Below are 12,711 nucleotides of genomic sequence, written 5' to 3'. Positions count from 1 at the left end.
GTCGTTATTTTCATAAATAGTGGAACGATAGTAGTGGCAACAGTGTCTCTACGCAAAGCATTCGTCAGCAATCAGAATCATCTGTGTCACGACCCTAAACATTTACGCCCGTCAAATTGCTCATTGCGTGGCAATTTGGCGCAAAATACTATGTACTGACAAACAAATGGCGAGGAAGTTCGCCCTCATTGACGCGTCTGTGACGCCTGCAAAAGTACAAGGCTATGGCTCAAGAAATCGAATTAAAATTTATCGTCGAAAAAGACAGCGTTGACGCACTCCGTCAGCATCTGCAGACCCTTTCCGGCGAACACCATGAACCGGTACAACTGCTTAATATCTATTACGAAACGCCAGACAACTGGCTGCGCCGCCATGATATGGGACTGCGCATCCGTGGCGCGAACGGGCGCTACGAGATGACGATGAAAATCGCTGGCCGCGTGGTCGGCGGTTTGCATCAGCGCCCGGAATACAATATCGACATCAATCAGCCAGAACTTGAGCTGGATCGTTTCCCGGCAGAAGTCTGGCCGGACGGCGTGCTGCCAGAAACCTTATCCGCTGAGGTGAAACCGCTGTTTAGCACCGATTTCTGGCGTGAAAAATGGCTGGTAACGGAAGGGAAAAGCCGCATTGAAATCGCCCTCGATCAGGGTGAGGTAAAAGCGGGTGAGCTTCAGGAGCCGATTTGCGAGCTGGAGCTCGAACTGCTGGAAGGTGAAGTCCAGGACGTACTGAAGCTGGCGCGTAAGCTGGTAAGTCAGCCGGGCCTGCGTCAGGGCAGCCTGAGCAAAGCGGCGCGGGGGTATCATCTGGCCGCCGGGAATGCGCCGCGCCTGCTGAAAGAGACGACTATTTTGCACGTGCCACCGAAAGCCAGCGTTGAGCAGGGCATGGAGGCGGCACTGGAGCTGGCGCTCTCACAGTGGCTATATCATGAAGAGCTGTGGGTGCGTAATGTGAAAAACGCAAAAGCGCACGTGTTAGCGGCGATGAGCCTTGTGCGTCATACCCTGGCGCTGTTCGGCGGCATCGTACCTCGTAAAGCGAGCGCTCACTTACGTGACCTGCTGACCCAGACCGAAGCGCTGCTGCTCTCTGACGTATCCGCACAAACGGCGCTCTACAGCCCGCAAAACGCCGCCGCCAGGCTGGCGCTGACCGAATTTCTGGTGACGCGTAGCTGGCATGCCTTCCTGGATGCAAAAGCGCAGGCCAAAATTGAAGATAACTTCAAACGTTTCGCGGATATCCATCTTTCACGCCACGCGGCGGAGCTTAAAACCACCTTTGCGTATCCGCTGGGAGACCAGTATGGCGATCAGCTGATCCGCCTGTCGCGCAATATCGACAGCATGCTGCTGCTGTCGGGTGCCTATGACGGCCCTAAAGCGCAGGCCTGGCTGGAGAACTGGCAGGGGCTGAAACATGCTATCGAAACCCGTCAGCACATTGAGATTGAGCATTTCCGCAATGAAGCCATTTCGCAGGAGCCGTTCTGGCTGCACAGCGGAAAACGTTAACTCTGGCAAGGAACCCTATAATGCCGCTTTCTTCGCAGTTACAGCAGCAGTGGCAGACCGTTTGCGAACGTCTGCCTGAGTCATTACCGGCGTCATCGTTAAGCGAGCAGGCCAGGAGCGTGCTCACCTTCAGTGATTTTGTGCAGGAAAGTATCACCGCTTACCCGGACTGGCTGGAGGCGCTTGAGAGCACCCCGCCGCAGGCAGACGAGTGGCGGCATTATGCGGGCTGGTTGCAAACCGCACTTGAAGAGGTCGCGGATGAAGCGACATTGATGCGCGTCCTGCGCCAGTTCCGCCGCCGGGTGATGGTGCGTATTGCCTGGGCTCAGGCGCTGGAACTGGTCAGCGAAGAAAGTACTCTGCAGCAGCTGAGCGAGCTGGCACAGACACTGATTGTTGCCGCACGGGACTGGCTCTATGCCGCCTGTTGTAAAGAGTGGGGCACGCCGTGCAATGAGGATGGGGTTCCTCAGCCACTCTTGATTCTGGGCATGGGCAAGCTTGGGGGCTGTGAACTGAATTTCTCCTCGGATATCGACCTGATTTTTGCCTGGCCGGAGAACGGCTCCACACGCGGGGGCCGCCGTGAACTGGACAATGCGCAGTTCTTTACCCGTCTCGGGCAACGTCTGATTAAAGCGCTGGATCAACCTACCCAGGATGGTTTTGTCTATCGCGTGGATATGCGCCTGCGCCCGTTTGGCGACAGCGGTCCGCTGGTGCTGAGCTTTGCGGCACTGGAAGATTATTACCAGGAGCAGGGGCGCGACTGGGAGCGTTACGCGATGGTCAAAGCGCGGATCATGGGAGACAGCGACGATGCCTACGCCAACGAGTTGCGCGCCATGCTGCGCCCGTTCGTGTTCCGTCGCTATATCGACTTCAGCGTTATTCAGTCGCTGCGCAACATGAAAGGAATGATCGCCCGTGAAGTGCGTCGCCGGGGTCTGAAGGACAACATCAAGCTCGGCGCGGGCGGCATTCGCGAAATCGAATTTATCGTTCAGGTCTTCCAGCTGATCCGCGGCGGACGTGAGCCTTCACTGCAATCCCGTTCGCTGCTGCCGACGCTGTCAGCCATAGAGCAACTGCATCTGCTGCCGGAAGGCGACGCGCAGATCCTGCGCAAGGCCTATCTGTTCCTGCGCCGCCTGGAAAACCTGCTGCAAAGCATCAATGACGAGCAGACCCAGACTTTGCCAGGCGATGACCTGAACCGGGCGCGGCTGGCCTGGGGGATGCACGTCGACGACTGGTCAACGTTGACCGGGCAACTGGATGCGCATATGGCCGGCGTGCGCCGTGTCTTTAACGCGCTGATTGGTGACGATGAAAGTGAATCGCAGGACGATACGCTCTCTGAACACTGGCGCGAATTGTGGCAGGACGCGCTGCAGGAAGATGACACCACGCCGGTGCTGGCGCACCTGAGCGACGACGATCGCCATCGTGTGGTGGCGTTAATTGCTGATTTCCGTCTCGAACTGAATAAACGGGCCATTGGTCCGCGCGGTCGTCAGGTGCTGGATCATCTGATGCCGCACCTGCTGAGCAACGTCTGCTCGCGTGCGGATGCGCCGGTCCCGCTGTCGCGCATGATGCCGCTGCTGAGCGGGATCATCACCCGTACGACCTATCTTGAGTTGCTGAGCGAGTTCCCGGGCGCGCTCAAGCATCTGATTACGCTTTGCGCCGCTTCGCCGATGGTGGCCAACAAGCTGGCGCGGTATCCGCTGCTGCTGGATGAGCTGCTCGATCCCAATACGCTCTACCAGCCGACGGCAACGGACGCCTACCGTGACGAGCTGCGTCAGTATCTGCTGCGCGTACCGGAAGAGGACGAAGAGCAACAGCTGGAGGCGCTGCGTCAGTTTAAGCAGGCGCAAATGCTGCGCGTGGCGGCGGCAGATATCGCCGGAACGCTGCCAGTGATGAAAGTGAGCGATCACTTAACCTGGCTTGCAGAAGCGATCATTGATGCGGTGGTGCATCAGGCATGGATTCAGATGGTGGCGCGCTACGGCCAGCCGAAACACCTTGCTGATCGCGAAGGCCGCGGTTTTGCCGTTGTGGGTTACGGTAAGCTCGGCGGATGGGAACTGGGGTACAGCTCGGATCTCGATTTAATCTTCCTGCATGACTGCCCGGCAGACGTCATGACCGACGGCGAGCGTGAAATCGACGGGCGTCAGTTCTACCTGCGTCTGGCCCAGCGCATTATGCATCTGTTCAGCACCCGCACATCATCCGGCATTTTATATGAAGTGGATGCGCGTCTGCGTCCTTCCGGCGCGGCCGGCATGCTGGTGACCTCAACGGAGTCCTTCGCTGAGTACCAGAAGAATGAAGCCTGGACGTGGGAACATCAGGCGCTGGTGCGAGCCCGCGTGGTGTACGGCGATCCGTCGCTGAAAACGCAGTTTGATGCCATTCGTCGGGAGATTATGACAACCCCGCGTGACGGCAGCACGCTGCAGACCGACGTGCGTGAGATGCGCGAGAAAATGCGCGCGCACCTGGGCAATAAGCATCGCGATCGCTTTGATATTAAAGCGGATGAGGGCGGCATTACCGATATTGAATTTATTACGCAATATCTGGTGCTACGCCATGCGCACGCTAAACCGAAGCTGACCCGCTGGTCTGATAATGTGCGTATTCTGGAACTGCTGGCGCAAAACGACATTATGGATGAGCAGGAGGCGCAGGCCTTAACGCGCGCCTACACCACGCTGCGCGACGAGCTGCACCACCTGGCCTTACAGGAGCAGCCTGGCCACGTCGCGCTGGACTGTTTCGCAACTGAACGCGCACAGGTCACCGCCAGCTGGCAGAAGTGGCTGGTGGAACCGTGCGTAACAAAACAAGTGTGATATTATCGCGCGCAAATTGTGAATCTTTCTGGAGTCAGGAATGAAAGTAACACTGCCAGAGTTTGAACGTGCTGGAGTTATGGTTGTCGGGGATGTCATGCTGGATCGCTACTGGTACGGGCCGACCAGCCGCATCTCTCCGGAAGCACCGGTACCGGTAGTTAAGGTCGACACCATTGAAGAGCGTCCTGGCGGCGCGGCAAACGTGGCGATGAACATTGCCTCTTTGGGCGCGCAGTCGCGTCTGGTTGGCTTAACCGGCATTGACGATGCGGCGCGTGCGCTGAGCAAGTCGCTGGCGGACGTGAACGTGAAGTGCGACTTCGTTTCGGTTCCGACACACCCGACGATCACCAAACTGCGCGTTCTGTCGCGTAACCAGCAGCTGATCCGCCTCGACTTCGAGGAAGGCTTTGAGGGCGTTGATCCTGAGCCGCTGCACGAGCGCATTAACCAGGCGCTGAGCACTATCGGCGCGCTGGTGCTGTCCGACTACGCCAAAGGTGCGCTGGCAAGCGTACAGCAGATGATTCAGCTCGCGCGTAAAGCCAATGTGCCCGTGCTGATCGACCCGAAAGGTACTGACTTTGAGCGCTATCGCGGCGCAACGCTGCTGACGCCAAACCTCTCTGAGTTTGAAGCGGTGGCGGGCAAATGTAAGACGGAAGAAGAGCTCGTTGAGCGCGGCATGAAGATCATTGCTGACTTCGAACTCTCCGCACTGCTGGTGACCCGCTCCGAGCAGGGGATGACGCTGCTGCAGCCTGGCAAAGCGCCGCTGCATATGCCGACCCAGGCGCAGGAAGTGTATGACGTGACCGGTGCCGGCGACACGGTCATTGGCGTTCTGGCGGCGACGCTGGCGGCAGGGAACTCTCTGGAAGAAGCGTGCTACTTCGCTAATGCTGCGGCAGGTGTGGTCGTCGGCAAGCTGGGGACTTCCACCGTTTCGCCGATCGAACTGGAAAACGCGGTGCGTGGTCGTGCCGATACCGGTTTTGGCGTGATGAGCGAAGATGAGCTGAAAGTGGCCGTTGCCGCCGCCCGTAAACGCGGTGAAAAAGTGGTGATGACCAACGGCGTGTTCGACATCCTGCATGCCGGTCATGTCTCTTATCTGGCCAATGCGCGTAAGCTGGGCGACCGTCTGATTGTGGCGGTGAACAGCGATGCGTCGACGAAACGTCTTAAAGGTGAAACGCGTCCGGTGAACCCGCTGGAGCAGCGCATGATCGTGCTGGGTGCGCTGGAAGCGGTGGACTGGGTGGTGTCGTTTGAAGAAGATACCCCGCAGCGCCTGATTGCCGGTATTTTGCCGGATCTGCTGGTGAAAGGCGGCGATTACAAACCGGATCAAATCGCAGGCAGCGAAGAGGTCTGGGCTAATGGTGGTGAAGTGATGGTGCTCAACTTTGAGGACGGGTGCTCAACCACCAACATCATCAAGAAGATCCAGAAAGACAGCAAATAAAGTCAGCCAATAAAAAACGGGCCATCTGGCCCGTTTTTTTCACCCTCTCTTTGCAGGAGGGGGGTATCTTCGCAAACAACCCGTTATACGCGGCTGTTATTCTGCTTCATCAACCGGTGGAATGGCCGGTGCCGGTTTTACTTCCGCTGGCGTATTGCGGTTTTCCAGCTCGTTCAGACGCTGCTCCAGCAGGGCCAGCTTCTCGCGGGTACGCAGCAGAACCTGCGTCTGCACGTCAAACTCTTCGCGGCTGACTAAATCAAGGCGAACCAACTGCGCCTGCAGCGTCTGGCGGATTTTCTTCTCTACGTCATCTCCAAACTCACGAATGCCTTTTGGCATAGACTCATGAACCTGACGCGCAATTTGCTCAATTTTCTTCGGGTCAATCATTGTGGCTTCCCTTGATAAGACGGTGTTAATGAACATTGTAGCGCGTCATGCCCCAGGATAAAGGAGATTTTATGTCTGCGCATTGCCCAGGGTAATCAATCGCGTTATAGTTATCTCGCTTATTCTCAGGGCGGGGCGAAATTCCCCACCGGCGGTAAATCAGCGTAACGCTGAAAGCCCGCGAGCGCTTTGGGTCACCACTCAAAGGACAGCAGATCCGGTGTAATTCCGGGGCCGACGGTTAGAGTCCGGATGGGAGAGAGTAACGATCAAGTCGGGCCTGGCCCGCTCACGTTATCTTTTTGCCGCTTATACGGCGCTCCTAAGACTGCCCTGATTCTGGTAACCATAATGTTAATGAGGTTTTTTTACCATGAATCAGACGCTACTTTCCTCTTTTGGCACTTCTATTGAACGTGTTGAACATGCACTGGATGCACTGCGCGAAGGCCGCGGCGTGATGGTGCTTGACGATGAAAACCGTGAAAATGAAGGCGACATGATTTTCGCCGCCGAAAACATGACCGTTGAGCAGATGGCGCTGACCATCCGTCACGGTAGCGGCATCGTGTGCCTGTGTATCAACGAAGACCGTCGTAAGCAGCTCGACCTGCCCATGATGGTTGAAAACAACACCAGCGCCTTTGGAACCGGTTTTACCGTGACCATCGAAGCGGCACATGGCGTCACCACCGGCGTGTCAGCGGCTGACCGTCTGACCACCGTACGTGCCGCGATTGCCGATGATGCGAAGCCATCAGACCTGCATCGTCCAGGCCACGTCTTCCCGTTGCGTGCGCAGGCCGGCGGTGTATTGACCCGTGGCGGTCACACCGAAGCGACCATTGACCTCGTGACCCTGGCAGGCTTTAAACCTGCGGGCGTACTGTGTGAACTCACCAACGACGATGGCACCATGGCACGTGCGCCGGAGTGCATCACCTTTGCCCGTCTGCATAATATGCCCGTGGTGACGATTGAAGATCTGGTGGAGTATCGCCAGGCGCACGCGCGCAAAGCCAGCTGAAAGGGCTGATGTGAAAAAGCCGGGGAAACCCGGCTTTTTTGTTGTGAGACGTTAATGCGCGATTGTCTTAGCCGATCCCTGCTGTTTGCAGCAGCACCAGGCTCAAGCCCATCACCGACATGCCGCACAGCACGCCATAGCTCGGGTTATTATTCGGATCGATCTCTTTCGCCAGCGGCATCAGCTCATCCACGGAGAGCGCCACCATTATCCCGGCCACGGCGGCCATGATAGCGGCCATCACCACAGGCGAGACCAGGCTGCCCAGAATCAACCACGCCAGCACGCCGCCGAGAATTTCGGCCATCCCCGAGATCCCCGCCCAGAAGACCGCGGTCCGTTTCGAGCCCGTGGCGGCATAAACCGGCCCGGCCACTGCCAGTCCTTCAGGAATATTGTGCAAAGCTACCGCCAGGGCGATACCAAAGCCCATCTCCAGATTGCTGCTGGCGGTGACATAGGTTGCCACGCCTTCCGGGAAGTTGTGCAGGCTTATGCCGAGCGTTAACAGAATGGCCGTGCGCTTAATATTGCGCGGCATCGGGGTCACGCTTTTTTGCATTAAATCCTGCGGATGCGCGTGCGGCAGCATGCGGTCGAGGGCAAAGTAGCCAAGCAGGCCGAATACAAACATGCCATACCCCAGCACCGGAGACATGCCTTCGGTGCCCAGTGCGGCAGGGAGCATCTCCATCAGAGAGATGAGCAGCATGATCCCGGCAGCAAAGCCCAATGAGAAGGCCAGCACGCGGTTAGACGGCTTTTGACCAAGCACACCGAGAATGGCACCGATGAACGTTGCGGCGCCCGCCAGTATAGTCAGGATCAAGGGGACTGACATGCATTGCTCCTTATGATAATGATTATCATTAATATTAATGGTTCATTTCGGTCAAAGCGAGAGGCGAAACCCTGCTTTACACATTCCTTACATTCAAATTTCCTGATGATGATCTTCACGCTTATCAGCGTTCATCCGGGCGAGATTGCGCGTAATGTAGAACCATTAAATTGACACCTTCTGTAAGGATATCACCATGACTTCTTCCCGTATGCCAGCACTGTTTTTAGGCCACGGTAGCCCAATGAACGTTCTGGAAGACAACGTCTATACCCGAGTATGGCGTCATCTGGGCGAGACGCTACCGCGTCCGAAAGCGATTGTGGTGGTGTCTGCGCACTGGTTTACCCGGGGCACGGGCGTGACTGCAATGGAAACGCCAAAAACCATTCATGATTTCGGCGGCTTCCCGCAGGCGTTGTACGACACGCACTATCCGGCACCCGGCTCGCCAGCGCTGGCCCGACAGCTGGTGGAATTACTCGCGCCTGTACCTGTGGCGCTGGATAACGAAGCCTGGGGCTTTGACCATGGCTCGTGGGGCGTACTGATAAAGATGTATCCCGAGGCGGACATCCCAATGGTGCAGTTGAGTATCGACAGCACTAAACCGGCGGCCTGGCACCTGGAGATGGGGCGAAAACTGGCGACCTTACGCGACGAGGGCATCATGCTGATTGCAAGCGGCAACGTGGTACACAACCTGCGGACAGCGCGCTGGCACGGTGAGAACACGCCATACCCGTGGGCGACATCTTTTAACGATTACGTGAAAGCAAATCTGACCTGGCAAGGGCCGGTTGAGGAGCATCCGCTGGTGAACTATCTGGATCACGAAGGCGGTTCACTCTCTAACCCGACGCCGGAACACTTCCTGCCGTTGCTGTATGTACTGGGCGCGTGGGATGGTCAGGAGCCGATCAGCATACCGGTCGATGGCATTGAGATGGGAAGCTTAAGTATGTTGTCGGTGCAGATTGGATAACGTATGCATGCCTTTCCCAAAGAGAAAGGGCCGGGGTGAGGGCTTCCGCTCGCACCCCGGCACACCCGATCACTCGACGAAAATGTGCGGATAGAACCGTGACAGATCCTGCGTGATCAGCGCGCGATCTTCGCGGATGCCAATCCCGGCTGGCTGATCGTTGATGAGCCAGCTGCCAATCAGGGTATAGCTGTCACCAAACTTCGGCAGTTGATAAAACGCCTGGACGATCATTCCTTCCTCGCCGTAAGGCCCTTCAACGGCTTCCAGCGTTTTGCCATTTTCAATAATCGACACGTTCGCCCCTTCGCGGGAGAAGATCGGTTTAACGACGTATTTCTCCATCGGCGGGTGATCGTCTTCTGCAAAGTAAGCCGGCAGCAGGTTCGGATGGTTCGGGAACATCTCCCAGAGCATCGGCAGCAGGGCTTTGTTGGAGATAATGCTCTTCCATGCCGGCTCCAGCCAGCGCACGCCGGCGTCTTCCAGCTTGGTGGAGAACATTTCACGCAGCATGTATTCCCACGGGTAGAGCTTGAACAGGTTGCTTATCACCTGATCCTGCAGGTCAGTAAACTGACCTTTCTCACCCAGGCCGATATCTTCGATATAGAGAAACTCGGTCGCCACTTCAGCTTCAGCCGCGCAGTCCTGCAGATATTGCACCGTGCCACGGTCTTCTTCCGTGTCGCGGCAGCAGGCAAGGTGCAGCAGATTAAAACCATGCTGTTCGCGCAGTTCAGCGAAACGCTCAATCAGCTTTTCCTGCAGGCTGTTGAACTGGTCGCTGCCTTGCGGCAGGTTGCCGGCATTGGCCTGGTCTTCCAGCCAGATCCACTGGAAGAACGCCGCTTCGTACAGCGAGGTTGGCGTATCAGCATTGTTTTCCAGAAGCTTAGGATCGCCCACGCCGTCCCACGCCAGATCCAGACGTGAGTAAAGCGAAGGCTGGTGGGTTTTCCACGACTGGCGGACGAAACTCCAGGTGTGCTTCGGAATGCGGAACTTCGCCATCAGCGCGTCGCTGTCGATGACTTTATCCACCACCTTCAGGCACATCTGGTGCAGCTCGGCGGTCACCTCTTCCAGTTTCTCCACCTGGGCAAGCGTGAGCTTGTAGTAAGCGTCTTCACACCAGTACGGCTCGCCGTACATGGTGTGGAAGTTAAAACCGTATTCGGTCGCTTTTTCGCGCCAGTCCGGGCGCTCGGTGATACTGACTCGTTCCATGATCAGCCGCCCATTGAGCGAGTGGACGTGCCTGACGCGCTACGCTGCATGCTGGTCTGTTTCGCCACAGACTCACCGAACCCGCCACGGGTAATGGTGCTGGTGGTCGCGGGCTTCGGAGCCATCGCCGTTTTCGGTACGGTTACGGAGCGGCCAGGGGTGGCTGCGCCATAGCCTTTGCCGCTGGCATCGGTATATTGACCATAAGCCGGGCTGGCCGGGTTTTTCGAGCTAAACAGCGGCTGCTGCTGGTAACCCGCACCACCACTCATCAGGCGGCCCATCATGTAACCTGCCATCAGCGGCATCCAGAAACTGCCGCTGGACTGGGCCTGTGCCTGGTTTTCAGGGGCCGTGCCTGCCTGAGCCGGTGCCTGCTGGCACTGACCTTCACCGAACTCTGCCACGCAGTCTTCACGTGAAGCATATTTCGGCGCAGTACGTTCCGCCTCTTTCAGGGCGTTGGTATATGCCGTTTTACACTCTGCGGCGTTGCCGGTTGCAGCAGAACAGTCGTCCGCGTTTTGATAAAGCGAAACTGTTTCATCGCTTTTCTCACAGCCTGCCAGCATAAAGACTGCCGTGACGGCCAGCGCAACAGGGGTGAGATGACGCGCGTTCCAGCTTTTGCGGAACGAAGCGTGATTGATAGATTTTGTCCGTTTCATCGTTGTCTTCCTGGACCCAGTGGTAATAACGCTCAGGATAGAGGATGAGTGGTTGAAAATGAAGCGATGATGGCCGGAATGAGGGGGATCTTTACGTTGGCTTACGTTCAGGTGTGATTTACGTACGCCCTCTCCCGAAAGGAGAGGGGTATGGCGAAGGCATCAGGCCGCAATGGGCCCGATGACATGCTTAATTGCGGAACGGATTGTTACCGCTGCTGGCGGGGGCAGTCGTACGTGCGGCAGCTGGCTGCGCGGCAGGTGCAGCACCGTTACCGTTGAAGTTATCAACGGCGGCAACCTGCTCAGGGTTCTCTGGCGCAACATTTTCCGGAGAAGTAGAGACAGGTTTACCCAGGGTGCTGTTTAGCATCTGCAGATCCTGCTCGTTCAACGTACCCAGCGCCTGTTTGATGTTCAGCTGGTTGATCAGGTACTGATAACGTGCGCTGGAGAGCTGCTGTTTCGCGTTGTACAGCGTGGTCGTTGCGTCCAGGACGTCAACGATGGTACGCGTACCCACGGAGTAACCCGCTTCCATGGCATCAAGAGAGCTCTGCGCAGACACTACGGCCTGTTTATAGGCGTTGATGCTGCTGATAGAGGCATTCACGTTGTTGAAGGACGAACGAACGGTCTGTACCACGTTGCGGTGGGCACTTTCCAGCTGTTCGCTCGCGCCAACAAAGTTGTACTGCGCCTGTTTCACCTGAGAGGTCACCTGGCCGCCCTGGTACAGTGGCAGCGAGAAGTTCAGACCCACTTTGTTCTGACCCATGTTGCTGTCGTCGTACTGGGAGGTGTTCGTTTTAGAACCACTGTAAGTGGTATCAGACACGCCGGTAGACGCGCTCAGGCTCAGGGTCGGCAGGTGGCCGTCCTGTGCCTGACGGATTTGCTCGCGGGCCAAATCCTGGCTCAGACGCGCCTGCAGTAACGTCAGGTTGCGGTTTTCCGCTTCTTTCAGCAGGGCGTTAACGGCCTGCGGTTTATCCGTTTTGAAGCTGTCGACGTTCAGCGACGCCAGCTCAGGGTAGTAATTCCCGGTAACCTGACGCAGGGATTCCAGCGCGTTATCGAGGTTGTTACGTGCGGTCACTTCGTTGGCCAGGACGCTATCGTATTGTGAACGGGCGTTCTGAACGTCAGTGATTGCCACCAGACCCACGTTGAAACGCTGGGTGGTTTGATCTAACTGGCGGTAAATCGCCTGTTTCTGCGCTTCGGTGTAGGAGAGCGAGTCAATTGCGCTCAGCACGTTGAAGTATGCGGTGGCGGTGTTCAGGATCAGCGTCTGCTGATCGGTCTGATACGTCACATCCTGGATGCCCGCGCTCTTTTCCTGCAGGGTCAGGGCACGCCATTTGGACATATCAAACAGCGTCTGTGTTAATTGCAGTGAGGCGCTGGTAGCATTGGAGTTAACGCCATTGGCGTCGCGGAAACCGTTGCTGTAGGTATAATCTGCACCTAAACCTAACTGTGGCAGCAATGGGCTACGCGCTTCGTTAATCTTTTCAAACGCAGCATCACGATCGGCCGCTGATTTACGTAAATCAGGGTTGCCCAGACGTGCCTGCTGGTAGACCTGTAACAGGTTTTCCGCCTGGCTCATTGCACTGAAGCCCGTCAGGCTCAGGCCGATAAGGATGGGGAGCAATTTCTTCATTTGCATTCCTTGTTGTGAAGCAGTA

Annotated in this window: 10 protein-coding genes and 1 riboswitch; of the genes, 5 read left to right on the top strand and 5 right to left on the bottom strand. The window is 56.8% G+C overall.

Annotated elements, in window-relative coordinates:
* Positions 1-224: 224 nt before the first annotated feature.
* From BJ887_RS10420 to hldE, 3 genes are read left to right on the top strand one after another with little or no spacing between them, the layout of a single operon-like run.
* The gene (locus BJ887_RS10420) at positions 225-1,526 is read left to right on the top strand and encodes an inorganic triphosphatase (protein ID WP_047355862.1); all 1,302 of its coding nucleotides are present in this window, start codon (positions 225-227) and stop codon (positions 1,524-1,526) included.
* Between the two features lie 17 nt (positions 1,527-1,543).
* Positions 1,544-4,402, top strand: a complete 2,859-nt coding sequence (gene glnE / locus BJ887_RS10415; RefSeq protein WP_121339839.1) for a bifunctional [glutamate--ammonia ligase]-adenylyl-L-tyrosine phosphorylase/[glutamate--ammonia-ligase] adenylyltransferase — start codon at positions 1,544-1,546, stop codon at positions 4,400-4,402.
* Between the two features lie 40 nt (positions 4,403-4,442).
* Complete coding sequence (gene hldE / locus BJ887_RS10410; RefSeq protein WP_020883633.1) at positions 4,443-5,873, top strand: bifunctional D-glycero-beta-D-manno-heptose-7-phosphate kinase/D-glycero-beta-D-manno-heptose 1-phosphate adenylyltransferase HldE; 1,431 nt, start codon at positions 4,443-4,445, stop codon at positions 5,871-5,873.
* A gap of 96 nt (positions 5,874-5,969) precedes the next feature.
* On the opposite strand, the gene ubiK is transcribed toward hldE, so the two are convergent.
* Positions 5,970-6,266 (bottom strand): ubiquinone biosynthesis accessory factor UbiK, encoded by a 297-nt coding sequence (gene ubiK / locus BJ887_RS10405; RefSeq protein ID WP_020883634.1) that lies wholly within the window; start codon positions 6,264-6,266, stop codon positions 5,970-5,972.
* A gap of 117 nt (positions 6,267-6,383) precedes the next feature.
* A riboswitch (FMN riboswitch) is annotated at positions 6,384-6,534 on the top strand.
* Positions 6,535-6,639: 105 nt separating this feature from the next.
* Between ubiK and ribB the strand changes: the two genes are divergently transcribed.
* Positions 6,640-7,293: a 3,4-dihydroxy-2-butanone-4-phosphate synthase gene (gene ribB, locus BJ887_RS10400; RefSeq protein WP_014171649.1), complete on the top strand. Its 654-nt coding sequence runs from the start codon at positions 6,640-6,642 to the stop codon at positions 7,291-7,293.
* Between the two features lie 67 nt (positions 7,294-7,360).
* On the opposite strand, the gene zupT is transcribed toward ribB, so the two are convergent.
* Positions 7,361-8,134, bottom strand: coding sequence for a zinc transporter ZupT (gene zupT / locus BJ887_RS10395; RefSeq protein WP_014171648.1), 774 nt, complete (start codon positions 8,132-8,134; stop codon positions 7,361-7,363).
* A gap of 196 nt (positions 8,135-8,330) precedes the next feature.
* Between zupT and ygiD the strand changes: the two genes are divergently transcribed.
* On the top strand, positions 8,331-9,119 hold the full coding sequence (gene ygiD, locus BJ887_RS10390) for a 4,5-DOPA dioxygenase extradiol (protein WP_020883636.1): 789 nt from the start codon (positions 8,331-8,333) through the stop codon (positions 9,117-9,119).
* A gap of 69 nt (positions 9,120-9,188) precedes the next feature.
* On the opposite strand, the gene BJ887_RS10385 is transcribed toward ygiD, so the two are convergent.
* From BJ887_RS10385 to tolC, 3 genes are all read right to left on the bottom strand, one after another.
* Entirely contained in the window at positions 9,189-10,349 is a 1,161-nt protein-coding gene (locus BJ887_RS10385) for a glutathionylspermidine synthase family protein (protein ID WP_014171646.1), read from the bottom strand.
* A gap of 2 nt (positions 10,350-10,351) precedes the next feature.
* Positions 10,352-11,017 (bottom strand): DUF1190 family protein, encoded by a 666-nt coding sequence (locus BJ887_RS10380; RefSeq protein WP_014171645.1) that lies wholly within the window; start codon positions 11,015-11,017, stop codon positions 10,352-10,354.
* A gap of 190 nt (positions 11,018-11,207) precedes the next feature.
* The gene (gene tolC / locus BJ887_RS10370; RefSeq protein ID WP_020883637.1) at positions 11,208-12,686 is read right to left on the bottom strand and encodes an outer membrane channel protein TolC; all 1,479 of its coding nucleotides are present in this window, start codon (positions 12,684-12,686) and stop codon (positions 11,208-11,210) included.
* Between the last annotated feature and the right edge of the window lie 25 nt (positions 12,687-12,711).

It is taken from the genome of Enterobacter sp. WPR_3_1 (assembly GCF_003635055.1).
Classification (GTDB): domain Bacteria; phylum Pseudomonadota; class Gammaproteobacteria; order Enterobacterales; family Enterobacteriaceae; genus Enterobacter; species Enterobacter ludwigii.
This window is presented reverse-complemented; position numbering and strand designations above follow the sequence as displayed.

Excerpts from the sequence above, each read along its gene's own strand:
- BJ887_RS10420 (WP_047355862.1), top strand. The coding sequence starts at position 225 with ATGGCTCAAGAAATCGAATTAAAATTTATCGTCGAAAAAGACAGCGTT.
- hldE (WP_020883633.1), top strand. The coding sequence starts at position 4,443 with ATGAAAGTAACACTGCCAGAGTTTGAACGTGCTGGAGTTATGGTTGTC.
- ubiK (WP_020883634.1), bottom strand. The coding sequence starts at position 6,266 with ATGATTGACCCGAAGAAAATTGAGCAAATTGCGCGTCAGGTTCATGAG.
- ribB (WP_014171649.1), top strand. The coding sequence starts at position 6,640 with ATGAATCAGACGCTACTTTCCTCTTTTGGCACTTCTATTGAACGTGTT.
- zupT (WP_014171648.1), bottom strand. The coding sequence starts at position 8,134 with ATGTCAGTCCCCTTGATCCTGACTATACTGGCGGGCGCCGCAACGTTC.
- ygiD (WP_020883636.1), top strand. The coding sequence starts at position 8,331 with ATGACTTCTTCCCGTATGCCAGCACTGTTTTTAGGCCACGGTAGCCCA.
- BJ887_RS10385 (WP_014171646.1), bottom strand. The coding sequence starts at position 10,349 with ATGGAACGAGTCAGTATCACCGAGCGCCCGGACTGGCGCGAAAAAGCG.
- BJ887_RS10380 (WP_014171645.1), bottom strand. The coding sequence starts at position 11,017 with ATGAAACGGACAAAATCTATCAATCACGCTTCGTTCCGCAAAAGCTGG.
- tolC (WP_020883637.1), bottom strand. The coding sequence starts at position 12,686 with ATGAAGAAATTGCTCCCCATCCTTATCGGCCTGAGCCTGACGGGCTTC.